Genomic DNA, 22764 nt, shown 5'->3' with positions numbered 1-22764 from the left:
TCTAGGTTCAGTTGATGTTTGACGGATTGGCGTCAGGTGACGCTTGACGTCTGGCCTAGACATCGCAGCCGACCATCTCGGCAGGTGGAATGTCTCCCTGAGATCCCATTCGGAGGAAATCGTCCGTCCCGTGGACGTAGTCAGCCCGGGGTCATGTCGTACTCGTCGACATCCAGAGCTGCGCCGGTGGCGGCGAGAAATCTCAGCACGTCAGGGTCCAAGTGCCAGCCGAACAGGTTGGGCTGATCTGACGCGGCGGCTCCGGGAGTGGCCTCGTCGCCGTTGAAGTAGCGCACGACTTCCAGTACGGCATGGCCATATTCCGCATCCTCAGCCGCCAACCTCGCGGCAAGTTCGGCGATGCGATCCGTGTACGGGCGGAGTCTGTCCAAGAGCCGCGCAACCAGCTCGTCAACCGACAGGCCAGGCTCACGGCACACGACCTTCCAACGATGGGTGACCGGCAGAGTCGGCGAATCGGCCCTGCGGCTTCCACGCACGGTCGTCTCGTCGGGCTCGATGCCCAACCACGCGGTCATCTCTTGCGCGGGCGTGCGGCTGCTGCTCAAGGCGAAGTAGACGTACTGGCGAAGCGGCATTGCGCGAGCGTAGCCCTGGATCTGTCGTAGGTGCTCGCCGCGTCGGCAACGAGCCAGGCAGCCCGTCCAGGCGTCGTCACCCGAATCAGACGCACACAGCCAAGCCGAGGAAGCGGTGTCAAGCATTAGGTGAAGCCACACTGTCAACCATCAACCGAGACAGGACAACAGGCACCGATCCCAGCGCGGTAAGACTTTCTCTACTTCATCAAGGCGCTCCCGCCGCGCAGAGCGCGGCGGCGCGCGGCCCGGCGTCTCGGGCCGCCGCTCCTGTCTTCGCCCCGCTCCGGCCCCGCCGCCGGCCGCCCGCCAGACGGCGAGGGGGGGCTGAGTGGAAACCCGCTGTGGCTGGGACGGTCGGCTCCGCGGCTTTACGCAGCCACCATGGGGCGAGCCTCGAAGATCGGGGCCCACATCGGGCTATTGCGGGCAGGCAAGGAGCCAGCCCGATTCGCGGCCAGCGTACGGGCCCCGATCTCTCGCCCCATGGCAGCTCCCGCCCAAAGCCGCTGCGTCGACCGCACTAGGAACCTGGCACGGGAGTTTTATCGAATGAGCGGTAGGAGCGGAACTATTTGTTCGATTTATACACCAATGGGAGGGATGGCAAAAATAAGCCCCTATCGGCTGCGAGGCGTCATCCCGTTTGATTTGTTCATTAGAAAAACTCTGAGTCACATGTCGCATGAGTGGACAAATGGTATTTCACTGGATCGAAACCTGAGGGACATGTTGCGTTCATCACTGCCCACCCCTATCCCCGTGAGTGCGATGGGCCATCTAATATGAAATGGCCCGCGAATCAAGTTGACAAGAATGCGGAGAAAAATGGGAATTCGGAAAACTTTCGCTATCCTCACTGCCACTCTTGGGCTCACAGCCGGAGCGGTGGCCGGGGCTAATTCCGCATCGGCATTTGAGCCCTGGCTACAGAACTATGCTTTGAGCGAAGACGGGGCGTTTTGCGCAACACCTTTTGGTGGCAGTGAAAGCAATGGCGCATACGTAACCCAATGGGAGTGCGACGAAGACCACAACACAAGCCAGCGTTGGCACTGGTACGGCAATCGCATCGTCAACAACAACAGCGGTAAGTGCCTGACTCCATATGGCGGCGGAACGGCCGACGGAACCATTCTTACAATCTATGACTGCAACAGCGACGCCAGCCAGAATTGGCAGGTCGTCTATGACGCCGAGACCGCTCAGTCCCGTATCAAAAATCTGCAAAGCAAAACGTACATAACCACCTATGGCGGCAGTAAAACGCACGGGGCCAATCTCACCCTCTGGAGGGAGAACAACACCGACGCCCAAAAGTGGCAATTTTGACCGGTCGAACTGAGGAAGGTGGCTCCACTCGAGTGTCAGCAGTGACTGGCGTTGGCCAACCGGAGTACGCTTCTGTGAACCCTAGACAGGGAGCGGTAGGTGAATGCCGGGGTACCGCGCACGAAGACTTGGATGGTTGCTCTGCTGGCACCAGAATAGACACTCACGGAACCGTTCTGATTCTGCTTCGAGGCGTAGCTTGAATCTGGGGTGTCTGGGCAGTCGAATTCGGACTGTCTAGACTTTTCCTAGCTGCCTTCCTGTTAACCGAGTCAACCGGGCCCCGAGCCTGAGCTCACGGCGAGTGTCGAGAATGAAGGAGTGGGGCCCGGCGCGAACCTGGGCCTGGCCCCACTCACGTGACAGTGGAAGAATGTGAACCTTGGTCAATTTCGCGCACGGAATCAGTTAACGCGAGGTGCAGCCCAGGTCGTTATGAAGACGGCATCTTTCGGGTGGCAGGTCGCAAAATTGTTCATCAGGTCACAAACTTGAGCGAGCAGCGTCTCGATCAGGCGCATTGACCGCTCAGGCGGAACTCACACGCTGGCGCCGGTCCAGTTGTGCACCGTGGTGCCTACCTGGCAGGACCACTGTACGGAGACTGCGCCGTTGGAGCTACTGCCTCCGTAGATGGTGAGGCAGAGGTTGCTGCCGCCGTTGACGAGCACTGATCCGCCGGCGGTTCCTGTGGCCCGCGACCATTCCTGAGCGGCACTGCCGTTGCAGCGCCACTGCGTCATCTCGGCTCCGTTGGAGGTACTACCGCCATAGACGGTCAGGCAGCGGTCGCTCTGGAAATTACGGATACGTGCTCCATCCCAGTACCAGTTCTGAGCGCTCGTTCCGTTGCAGTCCCACTGGATTACTTGTGCGCCGTCATTGAGGCTGCCGCCATACGGGAGCAGGCACTTGCCGCTGCTGACGTTCCGGAAGCGGACGGTCTCGATGGGGCGCGCTGTTGGCGCGAAGTCGAAGACCAGGCGCTGCGGGAGTACTCGGTCGTCCTGACCCACCTCGTTGACGCCGCGCACGCGCCCAGTGGACGCGTCCCAGTCCAGGTTCTGCGTCATGTCCGGGACCGCCGTCAGGACGTACGGGGCCGCGCCGGGTCCGGCCTTGTGGACGCAGGCGCTTTCCCGGTAGCCGGTGGCGAACGACGAGGGGCACAACCCGCTGATGAAGAAAGAGCCCTGCGTGAATACCGCGCCTTGCATGCCCCAGACGGGCGAGGTCCAGGCAGCGGAGGCGGTGACGGTGTTGTCGCTGCCCGTCTTTGGCAGGCCCTTCGCCAGATCGAGCGGCCACTCCACGAGACGGCCACCCGCCGCGCTACCGACATATTCGCTGGACAGCACGTTGCCAGTGGAGCGGTCGAAGCTGAGGGAGGTGAGGCAGGGAGCGTTCCCAGTGATCACCGTGCAGGGCGTACTGCCAGTCGGCGGCGTCCGGTAGAGGTATCCCCTAGGCAGGACATAGTCGAAGCCGGATGGACGGTTGGAGGCCCGCAGTAGATCATTCAAGCGGAAGACCTGCAAATATCGGCCATTGCCGATCAGAAGGTTGTCGTTGTACCAGACGACGCTGTCCGCGTGGGAGGCGAGCGGCGTGAGGGTGCCGTCAGCAGTAAGGGTCGTCAGGAGGACGTCGGTGTACCGGGGAGTGGCTGCGCCGCGATCTATGAAGCGGAGCTTTGCCAGTGTGTCGCCCTGGTTATGCCACGAGACGACATCCCAGCGGTGGTTGCGCCATGTTCCGTCGGCACTCTCACTGTGCGGTACTGAAAACCCCTGCGGGTTCCAGCCGTTCGCACCGCTGTCATCACCAGCGTTATTCCAGCAATAGCCGTCGGCATCGACACCCGGGTTAAAGGGAGTCGGAAAGCAGAGACCGTTTGTTCCCGGCGTCCCGGCCCCGGCGAGGGTCGTCAGTTCGATCGGACTCAGTTGAGGGTTGGCTGCCGCACCCTGACTGACGGCAGAAGTGGAGTCGCTGTCCAGGGACAGCTTGAACCCGCTCGCCGAGATCGGGCCAATTCCACTCGCCGCCTCCGCCGGGCTGACAACCGCGCACGTGCCACCCAATGTCAACGCGAAGACCGCAGCCAGGCGAGCCAAGCGCCCGACTTTCCGACGCGGCTTAGAAGAAATCGAACGATGCATCGCATGATCATGACATGAATGTCCAGACCGCGTTTGAGATCTGCCGTGTCCCGGGGCCGGAGGGGTCGTTCAGCCCCTGAGTGAGTGGCTCTGGGGGCGGGTATCCGTCGGACTGACGGATGAGCAGTGGGCTCTGGACGAGCCGTTACTGCCGGCGGCGAGGGTCGGACCGAAGGGCGGGCGGCGGGAGAAAAGCAGCCACGTCGGCGGATCGTGGACGCGATCTTCTATGTAGTACGCACCGGGTGCGCTTGGCGTCAGCTGCCGAGAGACTTCCCGCCCTGGCCCACTGTGTACTGGTACTTCACCTGGTGGCACGACGACGGCACCGTCGAACGGGTCCACGACACGTTGCGCGGCCGGGTCCGGCTGACGGCCGTGACGCGGAGCCGAGTGCCGGGCTGATCGACTCGCAGTCTGTGCGCACGGCCGACACGGTCCCCGTCGGCACCCGGGGCTTCGACGCAGGCAAGAAGGTGAAGGGTCGCAAGCGGTTCATCGTCACCACCAAACGTTAGGTGACCCGACAGTCACCACGAATCGCCCGGTTGGGCGCGCGCTGGTGCACCAAGTGACGGCAACGCTGACGGCAACGAGTGCGGACAGCGACGGCACCCGGCAACTTGTCGCGGAAGTCGAACGGGCTCGCTGAGCCAGGCCGCTTAAGTCTGCCCGCATCTTCTAAGCGCCGGCTCCGTCGCGGCTGACATCACCAGCTGACATCAACGTGGGCGGATGACTGCGGAGCGGGGCGGCCGGGGACCGACGATAGACCGGCCGTTCAACCGCCGTTTGACAGTCCATACGGAGCCTGGCCCGAACTTAGAAGCTGTTGTCTTTCCGCAGGTGATCGCTGCGTTTCCGCTGGTCAGGAATGATGTCGGTGGTTCGGCGGCAGGGATGACGTGTCGTGTCGTCTCTTGGGTGGAGGTGCCGGATGCCGTCGGTGATGGGGCTGTTGGAGGAGCGGGAGCGTGCTGCCCGGCAGAGGGTGGAGGTGCTGCAGGCCGAGTTGCGGGAGGCGGAGGCCGCGTGGGAGCGGTTCGTGATCGCCCGTGAAGCGGTCGGGCAGGTCCTGGCGGAACCGGGTGATCGCCGACAGGCACCGGTGGCGGTGGCCGATGACCGGCCGGTGACGGTGGCGGGTGCGGTGCGCGGTTCGGTGGTGCCGGTGTGGCGGGACGGCCTGGAGGCCGTGGTGCTGGCGCCGGACTACCGGCGGATCATGGAGATCCTGTCCCGTCTGGGTGATGGAGCGATGGACTGCCGGCAGCTCGCGGTGGCTCTCGGTCTCCAGCCGGTGCCCGCGAAGGTCGAGGGGGTGCGGTCGAAGGCCAAGCGCCTGGTCGCGCGGGGCTGGCTGGCCGAGCAGAATCCGGGGATGTTCAGCGTCCCCGCTTCGCGAGGCGGCGGCTCATGACCATGCTCATCGACCAGTGGATCATCGCCTCCGAACTGTCGGTGCGGGCCTCGTAGTCGCGGGTCAGGCGGCGAGAGCGCATCAGCCATGCGAACGTGCGCTCCACCAGCCACCTTTTGGGCAGCACGGTGAACCCGCTGGCGTCGTCGCTGCGTTTGACCACGGTCAGGGCGATCCGCAGGATGCTGCAGGCGAGGTCGACGAGCTGTCCGGTGTAGCCGCCGTCGGCCCACACCCGCGTGATCCGCCAGTGCCGCTGCCGCAGCCGGGCCAACAGTGTCTGCCCGGCCTCGCGGTCGGTGATCGACGCCGCGGTGACGGTGACGGCCAGCAGCAGCCCGAGGGTGTCGACCACGATGTGCCGCTTGCGTCCGTTGATCTTTTTCCCCGCGTCGAAGCCACGCGTGGCGGCCGGAACCGATGCCGCCCCTTTGACCGACTGCGCGTCGATGACGCCTGCGGTCGGTTCCGGATCCCGTCCCTCGGCACTGCGAACACGGTCGCGCAGCCGGTCGTGGAGTTCACCGATCAGGCCGTTGTCGCGCCAGCGCCGCCAGAACGCGTAGACGCGGTCCCAGGCGGGGAAGTCCGCGGGCATCGCCCGCCAGGTGATGCCGCCGGCGACCAGGTAGCGGATCGCGTCGATCATCTGCCGGTGGCAATAGCCCTCCGGCCGGCCGCCCCTGCCCTCCAGCCAGCCCGGCACCGGCAGCAGGTCCCGCACCACCGCCCACTCGACGTCCGTCAGATCCGACGGATACCGCCGGGAGCGGTGCGGACGATCGGCCGCGTTGCCGTACACATGCGCGAGACAATCACACGGCAGAGTGGCTGAGTTGGACCCGGCCGACGCGAGGGCGTAGAACTGCGACAACAGGGCCTCCTGGGCGCTCGTTGGTCTCGACAACCGCGAGATGCACAGGAGGCCCTGCTGTCATGCGTACTCGGCCGGAAGATCACCCACCCGGGAAGCCACACTCGAACCCACGCTCACCATGACCGGTAGAGCAACGGCTACTTACAAGGCGGTGGTCCTGCGTGCGGGAGGTCATGGTTCCCGCGCAGGCGGCCGGGCGGTGTCGGGGCGTTATGTAGGGCGCAGTCCGGCACCGAACGGCTCAGCACCTTCAGCAACCGATCAGGCAGGGATCCAGTCGGGCCACCACGGCGGGATGTTGCTGGGTGGACAGAGCCCGGAAGCGCCGAAAGGACCGCCGAGAGTCCCCTCTGTCTTGAAGTACCACCAAGCCAAGAAGGTCAGCGTCGTCACGACCAGCACCATCGACACACACCCCCGTAGTACGGTCGGCGCACGGAAGGTCAGCAACCAGGCAACACCGTGCAGGACGAGCGCACACAGGCCGTAGCCCACTATGTGCTGGGGCAGTTCGACGTACCAGAACCCGAACCTGTCGCCGGCCTCCATCCCTGCATCGCAGTACGCCCCCGCGCTGAAGGCCAGCAGCCAGGCTCCGTAGCCCACGGACATCCCGAAGACGGGCGCGCTGACCCACGGAATCCACGCATACGACCGCGCCTTGGTTTGGCTCATGATCTGGCATGACGCCACAGCGCCGTTTCCAGTTGCACGTGCCACAACCGTGCCACATCGAGCGGTCAGCCACGGTCAACGACGGCTCGCCGCAGTCGAGATGACCCGTAGAGCTGGGATCCCTCCAAACTTGACTTGACCTGCGCACCCTCGATGACCCTGACCACCAGGCTTACAAGGCAGATGTCGGCGGTTCGAAACCGTCCACGCCCACCAGTGAGAAGACCCCCAGCCGGTCATGGCTGGGGGTCTTTGACATCCAGATCTGACATCAACGGCCACGCTCACTCGCGGCCGGGACGCCTCCGCAGCAGCCGGTCCATGTGGCTGACGGCTTCACGCTGGGTGTCCTGCACCACGTGCGTGTAGACGTTCATCGTGACGGCGATCTGGGAGTGCCCGAGGATCTCCATCACGACGCGGGGCGCGACGCCGGCCGCGGTGAGCAGCGTGGCGCAGCCGTGCCGGGCGTCGTGCAGCCGGATCACGCGAAGCCCGGCGCTTCCCGCCACGCGCGTGAACGAGCGGTACAGGTTCCGCGGCTCGACGGGCCGCCCCGTGCGGGTGGTGAAGACGTAGTCGCTCTCGGTCCACTGCTCCCCCGCGCGCTCGCGCATGGCCGCCTGGCGCATGCGCTGCCACCGCAGGGGCGCGACGCACATCGCCGGCAGGGGAAGCGACTGCTTGCGGCGGCGCCCCTTGGGGTCGTCGTCGTACACCTCCCCATGGACGCGCTGACGCTGCTTGCGGACCCGGATGACGCGCTGCTCCAGGTCGACGTCCTGCCAGCGAAGACCGATGATCTCGCCGCGCCGGAAGCCGAGCGCGATGGCGATGACGAAGGCCGCGTAGAGCGGATCGGTCCGGGCCGCCGCGAGGAAGTCGAGCGTCTCGTCCAGCGACCACGGCGACAGATCGCGCTGTTCGACCTGCGGCGGCTCGACGAGCGACACCACGTGTTGCGCGCGACCAGCTCCTCGCGACAAGCAGCCGACAGCGCCGAGCGCAGCACCTTGTGCGACTCCTTCGCGGTGGCTGCGGTGGTCTGCTGCTCCAGGCGCACCAGGAAGCGGCGGACGTCAGCGACGCTCAGGGCCTCCAGCTTCTTGGAGCCGAGCAGCGGTACCAGGTAGAGCCGGACGTGCACTTCGTACTTGGCAAACGTGGTGCGCTTCCGCCGGGGCTTGATGACGTTCTCCAGCCGGCGTCGGCGGGGATGCGGCGGGCGCGGCCACGTCGAAGTCGACCAACTCACCGGCGTCTACAAGAACACCACCCGCGGCATCGTCGCCCTGGTCTTCCGCTGCAAGCCCTCCAGCGGCACCGAGCGCACCTCCGACGAGTCCACAGCCGTCGACTGGCTCACGCCCGAAGAAGTCGCAGAGCGCATGTCCGAGGTCTTCGCGATCCGGCTTTTTACTGCCGAGTGCGGCTCCGCAGCAGAAGCTACAGGGGCGGATGCATCGTTTGCTCTGGAGCAGATCGAGCAGCACGAGGGCTTTGCGACGCTGCGTTCTGTCGCCAAGAAGCTCCGGACCGCTGTCTCTAGTTACCAGCAGCTGGGCTGCGCCAACAACCCGACCGAAGCATCGACTCGTCACGCCTGCCTTGAGCCTGCGGCCCTCATCGCTCAAGGCTTCCCAGATCTCCGCAGCGGCGCCAACCTCGGCCTGCGGGGTGCATAGGTCAAGGTATGACTGGGCCGTCTGCGGGCCGTCCCAGGACGCACAACGGCGACCAACGCTGACAACCGTTGACGGCTCGATCGCAGGCCACAGGGCTGATCGCCGAAGTAGGCCCCGGCCAGCGTGCCCCCGAATCACTTCCAGAAGAACTGATCAGGGCTACTGGCACCGAGAGCCAAGACGATCGCCCGCTATTGTGCCGCCGTGGCTGAAGACTCGGTGATGATCACGCTGACTGGCGACCAGGCCCTCGTCCTGTCCGACTGGCTGGAACGTATGGAGAGCTCTGACGCCTTCGACGCCCTGATAGACGACCGGGCCGTTTGGTCGGCCTTGGACCGGATCTCGGGCACGCTCGACAAGTCGCTCGTAGCGATCTTCGCGCCCGACTATGCCGAGCGCCTCCAAGCGGCTCGACAGCGGATCAGCGGCTCCGACGGGGACTGACGGACGAGCGGTCCGTGCCACACCCGTGCCAGACGCGAAGGGGAAGAGCGGGCAATCACGGGGAACAGCGGCCAAGAACGACTGTCTTGCCAGGTCGGTGTTCTGCCAGCTCAGCTGAGGGCCGCAGCCTCAGTCTTCCAAACTGGGGCCGTAGCTACTTCTGCAACTCGCCGATTGATACCACAAAAGCGACAACTTGAATCGCCGTTTCCTTGTCCATCTGGCAGATGGCCAGGCCGAGCGCTCGTTCGCCGCGATCCCAGAAGTTGCCGCTGATCGCTCCTTGCTCTAGCACCAGCTCGGTGAAAGGGGACGTCTCACCCCCTGCGAGCCGATGCGTGATGTCGACCAGGCGCGGGTCACCCCAGGCGACTGCGGCGGCAATCTCGTAGTTGCGGTACACCGACGCCAGGTGCTCTCCGGCCGCCGCGGCGGCTGAACCATCATGGTCATCCCAGAACTCATCGGACTCAGCGAGCACGATCGCATGGCCGCTCTCGTTACTAGTAACGGTCAGACCACCGTGTACCCATTCGGTCCAAGACCCCGGAAAAGCCCGGGTCTCGAACTCGGCATAGAGCGCTTGAAGATCCACATCCGGCATGCCCAGAGGCTACATCTTGTTCATCCAGGGGCGGCGGTCGGACAAGATGGGGCCTTTCTTGCCGCGAGGCTATGGATCACAGCAGCCACAGCTCCCGCTGACATCCAACGTTGACATCAACGACCACGGGCAGCGGCAACACCCGGTAACCACCTGCGGCCCTCGTGGACGCGGTGGCCCGTAACCACACCGAGGCGAGATCGAACTTACAAGGCAGATGTCGGCGGTTCGAAACCGTCCACGCCCACCAGCCCCAGCGCATGGCAAAGGCCCAGGTCATCCGGAATGGCTCCGGAAACCTGGGCCTTGATCTTTTGCCGCCCTTGAGGGCCGCCGTGCCACTCACGTGCCAGAAAGTCCACCGGAATCCACATCGGAGCCCGTCCCCTTGACCCGCCGGATCTGGTCGTCCACATGCCCGGCGATCTCGTGGTCCCGGCCGTTGACGAGGTGCTGATAGATCAGCGCGGCCCGCACCGATGAGTGCCCCATGCGGTGCATCAGCTCCCGCGTGGAAGCCCCGCCCGTCGCGGCGAGAGTGTTGCCGGTGTGCCGCAGATCGTGGAAGTGGACGTCCGACCAGGTGCTGCCCGAACCGCGGCAAGCTTACGGGCCCCCGATCTCTCGCCCCAAGGCAGCTCCAGCCCAAAGCCGTTCCGCCGGCCACGTGATTCCGTGCGGGCACCAGCCAGAAGGATGCAACAGCGACCGACCAACTAATGAGTGCCCCGAGCATTGGGGGCAATGACGCCATCCCGGTATGCCTGGAGAGCCTGCCAACTGCGTGGATCGTCCTCACGGAGTAGCTCGCCTGCGGAGCAGTCGAACGGACGACAGCCCATGACCCGGGAGACGCGGAAGATCACAGGCAGCACGTCGTCCTCCCCGCCGCGAACGTGCAACATGACCGACTCGACGGGATCCCCCGTGCCGATATTGAACTCGATTACCCACGTGGGACGCAGCAATTGGCCCCATGCCGGATCCGTCAGATCGATGTCTGGGACAGCCGAGCGCAGAAGTTCAAGAACCTTTGAGCGTGAGCCCACAGGGAGCGGCACGTGATCGACAGGCAGATCATCGATGGATGTAAGTTCCTCCGGCAGCGGCAGCAGGAGAACGTCCCAGCTCATGGCACCCCCAGGTAGGCAGTTCGCCTCCGGCGAGGGTACCCCGTACCGCTGACACCGGTTCGCCGGATGACGTACAGATGACGTACAGGCGCCGACGGTCCTACGAAGCCGTTGCCGTACAGCAGCGAAGTACAGCAACGACCGCGACCGCAGCCGACCACCAGCAGCTCCACATGGCCGTCTGACCGGACGAGCTGACCTGAGCGACCGTCGTGCCCATAGTTCGCATCGAGGGGCGCGCGCATGCACTCGATGTTGGTGTCAGTCCCGCCATACACATGCCGTCCATGAGCACTCGCTACGAAGTCGTCTTCTCCTGCTACTTGAGCGACGACACCCCTGAATGGGTAATGGCCGCACTGCGATGGCATCTGGGCATGGACGCCGACTTTCCCGATGGTCTCGACGACCAAGACGGACAGCTGTACCCACTGCTGGTCCCCGACAGCTACGCCAACCGCCGTCTGCCCGGTGGAGACGCCGTGTCCCTGCACCGCGAGGTGCAAGAGTTCACGAACCATGGGGAGCTGTATGAATGGGAACTTTTCGCACGCAATCATTGGGTTGACGACTCGATGCTCTACCTTCGGAGCCTGTTGGACCTGCTCGCCCCGCACATCGCGCGGCCCGGCTACGGGGGCCACTTCCGCGACATCCACGACACCGACGTGACAATCTTCGACTTCCGCGACGGAACGTACGAGCCCATCGAGATATGGGGAGTCGACCCGCTTTGACAGGGCAGTGAGGGGTTCGCGCGCGCCTCACCGGACGGGAATCAGTGGGGAACCACGGGGACGGCCGTTTTGAGACGAAGAGCGGTCGTGCCACATCCGTGCCAGAACGAGCGGGGTCCCACGGGGAATAGAGGTGCACCAGGGTACGTGCTGCCGGACTCCGCCCAGGGCATGGAACCCCAGGTCAGGACAAGGGCCGTCCCACCTCGCTCCCAAAGCGGGTGTCGCAGGTACGAATCCTGCCTGAGGCACAAGGGAAAAGGCCCGCACCGATCATGGTGCGGGCCTTTTTGACGGCAGGGTTTGACGGCAACCGGGTCTCAGGCTCCCGGCAGTCGGCGCTTGAGTAGGCGGTCCATATGGCTGATGGCTTCCCGCTGGGTGTCGTGCGTGACGTGGGTGTACACGTCCATCGTGATGCTGATCTGGCTGTGCCCCAGGATCTCCATGATGACGCGGGGCGCGACGCCGGCCGCCGTCAGCAGCGTGGCGCAGCCGTGCCGGGCATCGTGCAGCCGGACCACCCGCAGCCCCGCTTGCGCGGCAACTCGGGTGAAGCTCCGGTACACGTTCCGGGGCTCCACCGGGCGGCCGTTCCTGGTCGCGAAGATGTGTCCGGCCTCGGACCAGACGACGCCGGTGCGCGTGAACGCCTCGCGCTGCCGGAGACGGTGCCAGCGCAGCGGCGCGATGCAGAGTGCCGGCATCGGGACGACGCGGCTGCGTCGGCTCTTGGGGTCGTCGTCGTACAGCGTCCCCCTACGACGCTGCGGCTGCTGGCGCACGTGGAGCACGCGGTTGTCCAGGTCCACATCCGACCAGCGCAGACCGACCAGCTCCCCGCGGCGCAGCCCCATGCAGATGGCCAGCACGAATGCGGCGTACAGCGGGTCCGTGCGCGACGCTTCCAGGAACGTCAGCGTTTCCTGCAGCGACCACGGGCGAATCTCCCGCTGCTTCATGCGGGGCGGCTCCACCAGGGCCGCCACGTTCCGAACGATCAGCTCCTCCCGCACTGCTGCCGTCAGCGCAGTACGCAGCACCCGGTGCGCCTCTTTCGCGGTCGCTGCGGTCTGCCCGTTCTGCACTCGGGTGATGAAGCGGCGGACGTCAGCGACGCTCAGCGACTCCAGCCGCTTCGTGCCCAGCAAAGGGATCAAGTAGATGCGCACGTGCGCCTCGTACTTGTCGTACGTGCTGAGCTTGCGGCGCGCCTGGACGAACTGCTCAAGCCAGTAGGGCAGCCACTCGGAGAGCTTCGCGGAACGGGTGGGCGTCGGGATGCCCTGGCGGTCACGCCGGACCAGCTCCTGACGCTTGGTGTCGCACTCCTCCCACGTGTTGCCGTAGACGGTCTTGCGCTTACGCGTGCCGTCCGGCTGCGGGACGTACACGCGGGCCTCGTACCGGCCGTCTTTGCGGCGCCAGATGCTGCCCGCGCCGTTGGGGTTGCGCTTCGCCATCAGGCTGCGGCCTCCTCGGTCTCGTGGGCGATGAAGTCCCGCAGGGCGTCGGCGGGGATGCGGCGGGCGCGGCCGATGGTGATGGAGACCAGGCGGCGCGAGCGGATCAGGTCGTAGACGGTGGAGCGTCCGAGCTTGAGCCGGGCCATGACTTCCGGCACGGTCAGCAGCTCTGCGGTGGCGGTCGTCATGCGGGCAGGTCCAGAGACTGCCCGATTCGCGACCGGGCCTTGGCCCCGAGTCCTGGGGCCTTGGCCCCGAGTCCTGGACACGGGTTATGCGGCTGGTGTCAGCGTAGTTGATGTTGCCCGAGACGCCGTTTCGTAGGCGATTGGGCTGCGGTATCCGAGGCGGGAGTGACGGCGTCGGGTGTTGTAGCGGTGTAGCCAGCGGAACGCGTCCAGGCGGGCTTCGCGTGCGTTGGTCCAGCTCTTTCGGCCCTGGAGCGTCTCGCGTTTGAGGGTCGCGTTGAAGGACTCGGCGAGCGCGTTGTCCGCCGAGCTGCCGATAGCGCTCATGGACTGTCGGACGCCGGACCTGCGGCAGGCGTCGGCGAAGGCCCGGCTGGTGTACTGAGCGCCGTGGTCGGGGTGCAGGACCGCGCCGGCGAGGCTACCGCGGGTGCGTTCGGCGGCGGCCAGAGCGTCGGTGACGAGCTCGGTGCGCATGTGATCTGCGATCGCCCAGCCTGCCGGGCGGCGTGAGGCGAGATCGATGACGGTCGCGAGGTAGAGGAACTTCCTTCCCTCCAGCGGGAGATAGGTGATGTCGCCGACGTACCTTCTGTTCGGCTCGGTCGCGGTGAAGTCGCGGCCGATCAGGTCCGGGGCCTTTACCGCGGCCGGGTCCGCGATCGTGGTGCGATGCCGGCGACGCAGCCGCACGCCCGCGAGATCGATGCTCCGCATGACACGCGCGATCCGCTTGTGGTTGACCCGCTCGCCCTCTTCGCGGAGCTCGGCGGTGATTCTGGGGACGCCGTAGGTGCCGTCCGATTCACGGTGCACGACCCGTATCCGTGCAGCAAGGCGGGCGTCGGACGCCGCCCGGGCGGCCCGGTCCGCAGCCGTCGCACGCCAGTAGTAATAGCTGGAACGGGCGATGCCGAGGATGGCGCACAGCCGCTTCACGCCGTAGCGGCGCTGGTGGTCGGCGACGAACTGGAAGCGGTTCACCAGCGCGTCTCCCCGGCGAAATACGAAATAGCCAGGTACGGCCGGGGGTTGCGGAAGACGGGAAAGGCCGTGCCCCTAAGGAGCCCCACGCATCCGCCAGCTTTGAAGGTCGGTCCTATTCGCCAGAATTGCCGAACGCGGCTTTGACCAGACTGGCGTCTCCGCTGTAAACCCTCATGCGCCGCACGTTCCCGTCGGCAAGCGTAAGATCGAATCCGGCAGTGCCCATGAACAGGTGCTTGTCCGCGGGGGCGACACTGGTGGTGGCAAGCGGGATCGTCAGCGCATCCTTGCCGACCCTGGCTTCCCATATGGCGTCCGCGGAGTTCGAAAGGCGCAACTCGCCCCACTGCGTCTTGACCTTGCTGTCCGGCATGACGAACAGTGCACGTACCCGGAGTTCAGTGCCCTGGCTGAAGTCGGCTACGTCCTTGGCCGAGCTGAGCGGGGCCCTGCGGATAGCCGCCACCCAACGAAAGAGCGGAGGCGTGCTGCCGAAGGATGATCTAGAGGAGACTGTCACGGGCTGCATGCTCGCACTCCGCATACCTGCTCTACAAGGTGCGTTGGACCAACTCTGTCGAAGCGACCACACGCACGAGGGTCGTCTGGGGACTCGCTGACCAGACTTTTTTGCCTCTGAGCCGCCTCGGGTTCGTCGCATCGAGTTCGAGTGCAGGCCCGTCAGCAAGCAGCCGCCCGCATGCTTGTCGACGGCAGTGACAGCAACGCCGGGAGACAACTGCGGAACGCGGCGGCCGATGACGGACGAGGGCCGTCCGTCGCGGGGGTTCCCGGCAGGCGGACTAAGGTACGGCGCGAACTTACAAGGCAGCTGTCGCGCGCGCTGTCTGGACATCCCCCGGACCGGTTGGAACAGGTGCGACCGGACGGAGCGCAGTGACACCGTACATCTCGAAGCGGGTGGCGGAGAGCAACAGCAGCCACTCGTCGCAGCCCTGCCACGGGTAGAGGTCACCGGCGCCTCCGCGCGCCACCCGCGGACCGTCACCGGTGCGTGGGCGGGCATCTGCCGGCGCGCCCTTGAAATGCGGTATCCACGCGTCAGCGCAGATTTCGTTCGCCGACCCCATCGCAGCCAGCCCGAAGGCGTTCTCGGCCGCGGCGGTCCGCTCCTCGTCGGCGAAGTCGTCGAGCACCTGGTCCTCGTCCGGCTTGCCGTCCCCGCGGAAGGTCAGGGTGGTCGTGCCTGCCCGGGCCGCGTACTCCCATTCCGCCTCGCTCGGCAGCCGGAACGGCCACGCGCCGAGCAGGTCGTCCAGGTCGTCCTCGACCCGGGCCGTGCCCGACACCGAATCGGCGAGGCTGTCCTCGTACTCGGGCAGCCAGTGCTGTACCTGCGCGACCGTCAGCGGATGCCGGGCGATCAGGAACGGCTCGACCCGCACTTCTCGCACCGGCTGGGCCTGGGCGGCAGCAGCGAAGAACGGTTCGAGGTCGTCCTCGGCGCCGCCGGCGCGCTCGATGGCGCGGACCGCGTCCAGTTCCGCGTCGGACAAGCCCATCCGGAACGTCCCACCGGGAACTGCGCGGAAGACCACTCCGGACGGCGTGTGCCGCCAAGCCGGTCGGCCGGCCACGATCTCTTGAGCCCACATGGTGCCGGACGCTAGCAGCGGGGCATCCCGGATGAACAAAGGGCTCTGCATTCCATCTGGCCGGTATAGCTACGGGTCACGAGGTGCCGTGCCGCATTCGTGCCACATCGGACGGCCGGCCACGGTCAATGACGGCGTGCGGCAGTCGAGACGACTCGTTGAGCAAGGGTTCATGGCCGCGTCTCGACGCCGAGTTCGACGAGCAGGCCCTTGATGCGCTGCTCGATCTCGTCGCGGATGGGGCGGACGGCGTCGACGCCCTGGCCGGCGGGGTCGTCCAGCTGCCAGTCGAGGTAGCGCTTGCCGGGGAAGTACGGGCAGACGTCGCCACAGCCCATGGTGACAACCACGTCGGAGGACCGCACCGCCTCGGTGGCGAGGACCTTTGGCACCTCGGCGGAGATGTCGATCCCGGCTTCCCTCATGGCCTCGACCACGGCGGGGTTGACCGCGTCGGCGGGGGCGGAGCCGGCCGAGCGGACCTCGACCCGCTCCCCGGCGAGGTGGGTGAGGAAGGCGGCGGCCATCTGGGAGCGGCCGGCGTTGTGGACGCAGACGAACAGCACGGACGGGACGGCAGAAGTGCTCACGGGGGTCTTCCTTGTTCAGTGACCAGTGACGGCGGGTTCGGGGTCGGCGGGTTCGGCGACGGACGCCACAGCCGGGGCGGTACGCCCGAACAGGACGGCGACCAGGCCGAGACCGAGGGCGGCGCCGATGAACTGGGCGACGACGAAGGGCGCCACGGAGGCGGGGGCGATGCCGGCGAAGGTGTCGGAGAAGGTGCGCCCGATCGTCACGGCCGGGTTGGCGAAGCTGGTGGAGGAGGTGAACCAGTACGCCGCGCCGATGTAGGAGGCGACGGCGACGGGTCCGATGCGCTGCCGTCCTGTGCGGCCGAGACCGAGGACGAGCAGGATCAGGCCCGCGGTGGCGACGACCTCGCCCAGCCACAGGTGCCCGGCGGACCGGTCGTGCGCGGACCAGGCCACGAGCGGTTCGGCGAACATCGCGTCGGCCAGGACGGCGCCACCGACGGCGCCGGCAACCTGCGCGGGTACGTAGGCCGCGACCTCACGCGAGGACGGTCCGTCGCCGGTGGCTCGGCCGGTCCACCATGCGGCGAGGGTGACGACGGGGTTGAAGTGCGCGCCGGAGACCGGGCCGAGCAGGGCGATCAGCACGCCCAGGCCGAACACGGTGGCGAGGGAGTTGGCGAGCAGCTGCACGCCCACATCGCGGGACAGCTCGGTGGCCTGGATGCCCGAGCCCACCACGACTGCCACCAGCGCGGCGGTGCCGACGAACTCGGCAGCGACACGGCGGCCGAGCGGAGAGGGGACGGTCATCCGCGGGCCCCGGCAGCGGCCTGCTCGGCCGGGGTCTGCAGAAGGGAGGAGAGCCGGGTGAGCGCGGGCGGCAGGACCCAGTAGTAGACCCAGGTGCCGCGCCGTTCGGAGCCGACCAGACCCGCTTCGCGCAGCACCTTCAGGTGATGGGAGATGGTCGGCTGTGACACGTCGAACGGCCCGGTCAGGTCGCACACGCATGCCTCGCCGCCCTCATGCGAGGCGATCAGCGACAGCAGCCGCAGCCGCACCGGGTCCGCCAGGGCCTTGAACATGCGCGCCAGGTCGACGGCATCCGCTTCGCCCAGGGGTTCACGGACCATCGGCGAGCAGCACGCGGCGGCCTGGTCGTCCTGCCCGAGGACCCGCAGCTCTGATTTCGACATGTGTCTATGTTGACGCCTGTCGATGCAGCTGGCAACCTCGGGGTTGTCGAACTGTATCGATGGATGTCGATACAGAAGCAGATGAGGGAGACCGTCATGTCCCGCGTTCAGCTCGCCCTGCGCGTCGCCGACCTCGAAGGGTCCATCGCGTTCTACTCCAGGCTCTTCGGCGCCGAGCCCGCCAAACTCCGCCCCGGCTACGCCAACTTCGCCATCGCCGAACCCCCGCTCAAGCTCGTCCTGATCGAGGGCGAGGACGGTCAGGACACGCGCCTGGACCACCTCGGCGTGGAGGTGGAGTCCACCGAGCAGGTCACCGCGGCCGCCGGCCGGCTCCAGGAGGCCGGGCTGGCCACCTTCGAGGAGAACGACACCTCCTGCTGCTACGCCCTCCAGGACAAGGTCTGGGTCACCGCCCCCGGCAAGGAGCCGTGGGAGGTGTACGTCGTCAAGGCCGACGCCGACACTCTCGGCAGGAGCGCGGACAGCACCCCGGCCGTGTGCTGCGGCTCCGGCGAGCACGGCGAGACCGCGCGGGACACCACCTCGGCCACCACCGGCGGAGGCTGCGCCTGCGGTCCCCGCTAGGCCGTGTCGTCACATGAGCTCCCCCAGCTACCGCTGGGAGGGGCCCCCACCGCCCGAAGGGCGGGCTCAGCGGCTCCCCAGCTGACGCTGGGAGGGGCCCCCAGGTGCGGTGCATCGCAAGGCGGAGGATCGTCCTCGTAGGGGGCTACTCGGACGATTCGACAACGCAGCGAGCGTGGGGGCACCTCCCAGCGTCAGCTGGGGGTACCGTGCCAGGCGTCGCTGAGTGGGGGCACCCCCGGCCGAAGGTCGGGGGAGGGCATGTGACGACACGGCCTAGGCCTTGGCCTAGGCCGCCGGGCGATACGGCCGGGAACCCGTGCCCGGTCGGCGTCCTTGGGCCGCCGAAGCGGCAACGGCGGGGGCCACGTGCGGAAGGGCCGGCCTGCGGTCGTCCAGGTCCACTGGGAACGCCCCGCTGACGGAAGCCGGGCGGGGCGTTCACGGACAACGTGCCGCCGTTGTCGGCGACGCGCCGGTCTGTTCAGGCGCGGTGGTAGACGTCCACCCGGGGGCCGGGCGGGAACTGCAGGCTGTCGACGCGCCGCCACGGCGTTCTGCGCACCGTGTCGGGGAAGACGCGGAGCCCGGCGCCGATGGTCACGGGGAAGACCATCAGCCGCAGCTCGTCGACGAGGTCGTGATCGAGCAGGGTGTGCACCAGCCGCGCACTGCCCGCGACCAGGATCGGCCCGCCGTCCTTCGCCTTGAGCTCGGCGACGCCCTTGACCGCATCGCCGGTCAGCACCGTCGTGTTCTGCCAGGCGGGGTCGGTCAAGGTGCCGGACACCACGACCTTCTGCATCGTGTTGAGCTGGTCGGCCAGCTCACCGGTCCGCTCCGGCCAGGAGCCGGCGAAGGACTCGTAGGTCACCCTGCCGATGAGCAGCGTCTCGGCGGCGAGCGTCTCCTCGACCTTGTACTGCCCCTGCTCGGGGCTCATGTGGTCGAACACCCACCCTGAGTGTGGATGGGTTTCCTCGCCTCCTGGCGCCTCCATCACGCCGTCCAGCGTCACGAACTCGGAAACGATCAGCTTTCGCACGGATCTCTCCTGGGAGTCTGCACCCGGCGCCCACCGGGTCTCCTCAGTGGACCGCTCACGGCGCGCGAACTCATCGGTGCCGCTGCGCGCCGGCGGCGCGGCCGGTGTCTCCGCACGTCGGCCGAGGGCACTCCCCCGCACGGCCCGGCGCCTGCACGAGTACCCAGGCGCCGTCGGCGAGCCGCTTCCCACGGGGGAACGCGATCACCCCCAGGGCGTCCTGTGGAGCGGACGCCCCGGACCCTGGACCTCCGGACCCTGAACCCCGGGACCCTGGACCCCCGGACCCTGAGCCTCCGGACCCTGAACCCCGGGACCCTGGACCCCCGGACCCTGGCCCGGCACCCCGGTCCCCACCTGCGGTGCAGGGCCGAGTTGGTCACCGGGCTGGTTCCCCGCGCCCGGGGCCTGCGCGGCTCCGGTGGCCCACAGCTGGTCGACGCGCGAGCGCTCGGTGGCGTTCGGATAGCGGTTGGTGCAGGACGGGCCGGGGCCGCCGCCCGACATCAGCTCACTGCACGGCCCGCTGTAGTCGTCCGCCAGGCCCAGCACATGGCCGGTCTCGTGGGTGACGACACGAAGCGAGTCGTCCTGCCGGTTCTGGGTGTAGTCGAGGAAGACGTAGCCGCTTCCGTGGCCGTTGGTGGAGGCGTACGACCCGCGCGAGTCGTTGCCCTCGTAGTAGGAGAAGTCGGCATCGGCGCCGCTCGAAGCCTCCTGGAGCTTGACGTTGGACACGGAGCTGTTCCATATCGAGGCCGCGCTCGATATCTGCGAGCGGAAGGTCGGCGCCTTGGAGTCGTTGTAGTAGACGGTCACCGCCTGCCCGTCGGGCTGGGCGGCGCGCTTGGCGGCGACCGACTTGAGCACGGCCTCGAAGAACGCCTTGTTGTTCGCGGCCTCCCCGGCCGACCCGTCGTACCGCGCCACGGAGGTACCGGCGGAAGCGGACGGGGTGGCGGCCGTCGCGGCACCGGCCACCGCGCCCAGCGCGCTGGAGGCCAGACCCACGCCGAGAGCGAGGGCGAGGAGCCTCGCGGACGTTCGGGACGACTTCATGTGAGGCTCCTACTCACTCGGTGACGCCGAGCGCCCGGTGCGCGGTCGAATCCGCGGGAACACCGGCTCTGAACTGCAGCGACGTCCTTTGGGTCGTCATTGTTAGAGCGGCTCGGCAGGGAGCGCAAAGGGTCCCGCCACTACGTCGCCTCGTAGGTCCCGGGACCTCGCCGGGGCGGTGCGCGGCCCTCCGCTTCGCATGTGGCGACGGGAGCGCATAACTGTTGCGCCGTCAGAATCCTTACGTCGCCGGGCAGTGGGCGTGCGTGTCGGTTGCATGGCATTCCGGGACGCACGCCAAAATCCGCATTCGGGCAAAAATGGACAAACGCGTAAATCTCGACCACGCCGTGTCTACTAAGCACGCCAGGTGGTAGGCGCGACGCTGTGACCGATGTCATAGAACATGGGCTTCCGTCTGTTTCGTGCTCCACCGGCCCCGAGCCGCCCCCCAGGCGTCGCCCTCGCCGCCGGGCGGCGTCCCCCACCACTGAGCCGCCGCCCCTCAGTCGGCCGGCTGACCGCCTCGACCGGGAAACGCACTGGTCGACCGGCGTCGCCCAGGACAGGATGCGGCCATGCGTCACGCCGATGAGGATGATCCCGGGCTGCTCGCTCTTGTCCACCGCTACGTCACGCCCGACAGGCGCTACCTCAAACTCGGCGGCCGGCTCATGCGCATGACCGGGCCTGAACGCGCCACATTCGCACGGGAGCTCGGCGAGGCCGCCCGCGACATCACACCCCGCGAGCTGACCATCCTGCTCGAAGGCAGCCGGCGCGAACGCAGGACCGCGGCCTGGCTCATCGCCGCCGCCCGCAGAACCGGGTTCCGCGAACGCCTCGGCGACACATGCTTCTCGCCAGCGAGGTCTGCCTCGCAGGCTCGGGCCTACTGCGTCACCCTCGCCACGTTCGCGACTCCCGCCGACGCCGACCTGCCGGCCGCCTACCTCGATCGCTACCTGCGACGCCCTGACCTCTCCTACGACCAGACCGCCGCCATGGGCGCTCTCCTGCACCTCGACGCAGAGCTCCGGTCCGATCGGGCGGCCCGGTTTCTGGCCCCGGACGGCCTATGGCGTCAGTGGATCGACGGGCCGCCCCGCAAGGAGCACCACGGCACGCCGGACGGCTACCGCGAGAGCGTGAGCCGGCTCTGCGCCTTCGCTGACGAGAGCGCCGAGCACGCCGGGCACCGCCCTGAAAGGCGGCTGCGAGTGCGGCCACCCCGGATCCGGATCCGGATCCGCCAACGGCTCGCTCCCGTTCGGGCATCTCCCCGCTCAGCCCAGTTGCTCGGCCAGGCCGACGATGACGCCCTCCGGGCCGCGAAGGTAGCAGAGCAGATAGCTGTCCTCGAACCGGGCGATCTCGCCGACGAGTTCGGCGCCGTGGGGGCGCAGGCGGGCGACGGTGTCCTCGATGTCGTCGACGGCGAACATCACGCGGTGCGTGCCCAGGATGTTGTGCGGCCGGTTGCGCGGCCCGGCGCTGGTCGCCTCGGGGCTGCGGTACTTCGCCAGCTCGAGCCGACTGTGACCGTCCGGGGTCCGGAGCATCGCGATGTCGCAGTGGACGCCGTCGAGTCCGGTGCACCGGTCGGCGAAGAGGCCCTCGATCTCCGCCCTGCCCTCAAGCTCCATGCCGAGTTCCTCGAAGAACGCGACGGCGGCGTCCAGGTCCTCGACGACGATGCCGACGTTGTCCATCCGCTGAATCGCCATCCCGGCTTCTCCTTCTTCCTCGTGCGGCCGGTGGTGGCCGCTGACACCCCTGGGACGGAGCCGGCGGCACGTTCTCGACATCAGGCGCACCGCCGGACCACGGGAGATCCGGGTCGCGCCTGAAGTGAGTCGTGCCGGCCGCAGACAAGAGCATGGCGCAGAAGCTCACGTGCGACCGCCGCGACGGCGGCGCACACGGAGGGCGGACGTACGTCGCATCGCAGGCGGCGATGCGCGGTTCCTGCTCACCACCGACGGATGGCTCGGCACGGCCTCCGGCCTCCGGCATCCCGGCAAGGCGGAGAGGGGGCCGGGGCGAGTGGTGACGCAGGGTGGTGCTGGACGGGTGAGCCCCGCGCCTGACGGACGGGGCTGACACGCAGGACGGCGGGCCGCAGCCGTGCCGCATCGACGGCGGTGCCGCGCGGTGGCCGCCGCCCGCGGCCCGGACCTCCGCGTCGGAGCCCGCCGGGACCGGCTCCGTCTGCCGCACGGCACCGGTGCGCGTCTCGATGACGGCCGGGGCGTCGGCGGGGATCTCCGTGCAGCGGCGCGTCGGCAGGACCGGAGGGTCCCGCGGCGCCGTCCCGGCGACTCTCGCCGCCGCATCGGCGACCCGGCCCGGAAGCCGCCCCGGCGGCTGGGCTCACCCGTTTGCCGACGGGCGCTTCACCCACCTGGC

At 67.4% G+C, this 22764-nt stretch carries 21 protein-coding genes and 6 pseudogenes; 8 read left to right on the top strand and 19 right to left on the bottom strand.

From position 1 onward, the window contains the following. Positions 1-140: 140 nt before the first annotated feature. On the bottom strand, positions 141-599 hold the full coding sequence (locus PV342_RS08485) for a DUF4279 domain-containing protein (protein ID WP_500316385.1): 459 nt from the start codon (positions 597-599) through the stop codon (positions 141-143). An 828-nt stretch (positions 600-1427) separates the two neighbouring features. Between PV342_RS08485 and PV342_RS08480 the strand changes: the two genes are divergently transcribed. Next, positions 1428-1931, top strand: a complete 504-nt coding sequence (locus tag PV342_RS08480) for an RICIN domain-containing protein (RefSeq protein WP_500316383.1) — start codon at positions 1428-1430, stop codon at positions 1929-1931. A 539-nt stretch (positions 1932-2470) separates the two neighbouring features. Here the strand turns inward: PV342_RS08480 and PV342_RS08475 are convergent. Beyond that, on the bottom strand, positions 2471-4093 hold the full coding sequence (locus tag PV342_RS08475; protein WP_500316381.1) for an RICIN domain-containing protein: 1623 nt from the start codon (positions 4091-4093) through the stop codon (positions 2471-2473). A gap of 112 nt (positions 4094-4205) precedes the next feature. Here PV342_RS08475 and PV342_RS08470 point away from each other — a divergent pair. Further along, a pseudogene (locus PV342_RS08470) lies at positions 4206-4599 on the top strand (transposase); the annotation flags it as partial. Positions 4600-5030: 431 nt separating this feature from the next. Then, complete coding sequence (locus tag PV342_RS08465; RefSeq protein ID WP_500316380.1) at positions 5031-5513, top strand: hypothetical protein; 483 nt, start codon at positions 5031-5033, stop codon at positions 5511-5513. Here PV342_RS08465 and PV342_RS08460 read toward each other — a convergent pair. The 3 genes and pseudogenes from PV342_RS08460 to PV342_RS08450 form a co-directional block, all read right to left on the bottom strand. Then, complete coding sequence (locus PV342_RS08460) at positions 5479-6387, bottom strand: IS5 family transposase (protein WP_500316378.1); 909 nt, start codon at positions 6385-6387, stop codon at positions 5479-5481. The genes PV342_RS08465 and PV342_RS08460 overlap by 35 nt on opposite strands. A 264-nt stretch (positions 6388-6651) precedes the next feature. Further along, positions 6652-7065 carry a hypothetical protein gene (locus PV342_RS08455; RefSeq protein WP_500316376.1) on the bottom strand — a complete coding sequence of 138 codons (414 nt, stop codon included), beginning with the start codon at positions 7063-7065 and terminating at the stop codon, positions 6652-6654. Between the two features lie 284 nt (positions 7066-7349). Continuing rightward, a pseudogene (locus PV342_RS08450) lies at positions 7350-8266 on the bottom strand (tyrosine-type recombinase/integrase); the annotation flags it as partial. 31 nt (positions 8267-8297) lie between these two features. On the opposite strand from PV342_RS08450, the pseudogene PV342_RS08445 reads away from it, so the two are divergent. Next, positions 8298-8525 (top strand): annotated as a pseudogene (locus PV342_RS08445) (NUDIX hydrolase); the annotation flags it as partial. A gap of 429 nt (positions 8526-8954) precedes the next feature. Further along, on the top strand, positions 8955-9197 hold the full coding sequence (locus tag PV342_RS08440; RefSeq protein ID WP_500316374.1) for a hypothetical protein: 243 nt from the start codon (positions 8955-8957) through the stop codon (positions 9195-9197). A 154-nt stretch (positions 9198-9351) separates the two neighbouring features. Here the strand turns inward: PV342_RS08440 and PV342_RS08435 are convergent, their stop codons facing one another. The 3 genes and pseudogenes from PV342_RS08435 to PV342_RS08425 form a co-directional block, all read right to left on the bottom strand. Beyond that, positions 9352-9801 (bottom strand): hypothetical protein, encoded by a 450-nt coding sequence (locus PV342_RS08435; protein ID WP_500316372.1) that lies wholly within the window; start codon positions 9799-9801, stop codon positions 9352-9354. Positions 9802-10143: 342 nt separating this feature from the next. Further along, a pseudogene (locus PV342_RS08430) lies at positions 10144-10401 on the bottom strand (tyrosine-type recombinase/integrase); the annotation flags it as partial. A gap of 116 nt (positions 10402-10517) precedes the next feature. Beyond that, positions 10518-10934, bottom strand: coding sequence for a hypothetical protein (locus tag PV342_RS08425; protein WP_500316370.1), 417 nt, complete (start codon positions 10932-10934; stop codon positions 10518-10520). 287 nt (positions 10935-11221) lie between these two features. Between PV342_RS08425 and PV342_RS08420 the strand changes: the two genes are divergently transcribed. Then, on the top strand, positions 11222-11671 hold the full coding sequence (locus PV342_RS08420) for a hypothetical protein (RefSeq protein ID WP_500316368.1): 450 nt from the start codon (positions 11222-11224) through the stop codon (positions 11669-11671). A 320-nt stretch (positions 11672-11991) separates the two neighbouring features. Here the strand turns inward: PV342_RS08420 and PV342_RS08415 are convergent, their stop codons facing one another. From PV342_RS08415 to PV342_RS08380, 8 genes and pseudogenes are all read right to left on the bottom strand, one after another. Further along, complete coding sequence (locus PV342_RS08415; protein WP_500316366.1) at positions 11992-13134, bottom strand: tyrosine-type recombinase/integrase; 1143 nt, start codon at positions 13132-13134, stop codon at positions 11992-11994. Continuing rightward, entirely contained in the window at positions 13134-13325 is a 192-nt protein-coding gene (locus PV342_RS08410) for a helix-turn-helix domain-containing protein (protein WP_329187345.1), read from the bottom strand. The genes PV342_RS08415 and PV342_RS08410 overlap by 1 nt, the downstream gene beginning before the upstream one ends. A gap of 84 nt (positions 13326-13409) precedes the next feature. Next, positions 13410-14330, bottom strand: a pseudogene (locus PV342_RS08405) (IS3 family transposase); the annotation flags it as partial. A 94-nt stretch (positions 14331-14424) separates the two neighbouring features. Further along, the gene (locus PV342_RS08400; protein WP_386993567.1) at positions 14425-14685 is read right to left on the bottom strand and encodes a hypothetical protein; all 261 of its coding nucleotides are present in this window, start codon (positions 14683-14685) and stop codon (positions 14425-14427) included. A gap of 448 nt (positions 14686-15133) precedes the next feature. After that, complete coding sequence (locus tag PV342_RS08395; RefSeq protein ID WP_500316441.1) at positions 15134-15928, bottom strand: formylglycine-generating enzyme family protein; 795 nt, start codon at positions 15926-15928, stop codon at positions 15134-15136. Between the two features lie 170 nt (positions 15929-16098). Further along, entirely contained in the window at positions 16099-16518 is a 420-nt protein-coding gene (locus tag PV342_RS08390) for an arsenate reductase ArsC (protein WP_386993568.1), read from the bottom strand. 15 nt (positions 16519-16533) lie between these two features. Further along, positions 16534-17277 carry an aquaporin gene (locus PV342_RS08385; RefSeq protein ID WP_500316363.1) on the bottom strand — a complete coding sequence of 248 codons (744 nt, stop codon included), beginning with the start codon at positions 17275-17277 and terminating at the stop codon, positions 16534-16536. Further along, positions 17274-17663: an ArsR/SmtB family transcription factor gene (locus tag PV342_RS08380; protein ID WP_400809381.1), complete on the bottom strand. Its 390-nt coding sequence runs from the start codon at positions 17661-17663 to the stop codon at positions 17274-17276. The genes PV342_RS08385 and PV342_RS08380 overlap by 4 nt, the downstream gene beginning before the upstream one ends. A gap of 96 nt (positions 17664-17759) precedes the next feature. Here PV342_RS08380 and PV342_RS08375 point away from each other — a divergent pair, with 96 nt between their 5' ends. After that, positions 17760-18251 carry an ArsI/CadI family heavy metal resistance metalloenzyme gene (locus tag PV342_RS08375; RefSeq protein WP_386993571.1) on the top strand — a complete coding sequence of 164 codons (492 nt, stop codon included), beginning with the start codon at positions 17760-17762 and terminating at the stop codon, positions 18249-18251. Positions 18252-18735: 484 nt separating this feature from the next. Here PV342_RS08375 and PV342_RS08370 read toward each other — a convergent pair whose 3' ends face one another. Together PV342_RS08370 and snpA are read right to left on the bottom strand one after the other, a co-directional pair. After that, complete coding sequence (locus PV342_RS08370) at positions 18736-19296, bottom strand: dihydrofolate reductase family protein (protein WP_400809376.1); 561 nt, start codon at positions 19294-19296, stop codon at positions 18736-18738. Between the two features lie 204 nt (positions 19297-19500). After that, positions 19501-20355, bottom strand: coding sequence for a snapalysin (snpA, locus tag PV342_RS08365; RefSeq protein ID WP_500316361.1), 855 nt, complete (start codon positions 20353-20355; stop codon positions 19501-19503). Between the two features lie 578 nt (positions 20356-20933). Between snpA and PV342_RS08360 the strand changes: the two are divergent. Beyond that, positions 20934-21533, top strand: a pseudogene (locus PV342_RS08360) (DUF6000 family protein); the annotation flags it as partial. Between the two features lie 108 nt (positions 21534-21641). Here the strand turns inward: PV342_RS08360 and PV342_RS08355 are convergent. Further along, positions 21642-22082, bottom strand: a complete 441-nt coding sequence (locus PV342_RS08355) for a VOC family protein (RefSeq protein ID WP_386993574.1) — start codon at positions 22080-22082, stop codon at positions 21642-21644. Positions 22083-22764: the final 682 nt, after the last annotated feature.

This window comes from Streptomyces sp. PA03-3a, assembly GCF_033792735.1.
Classification (GTDB): domain Bacteria; phylum Actinomycetota; class Actinomycetes; order Streptomycetales; family Streptomycetaceae; genus Actinacidiphila.
The sequence above is the reverse complement of the archived record's forward strand: the minus strand, read 5'-3'. Positions and strand labels throughout refer to the sequence as shown.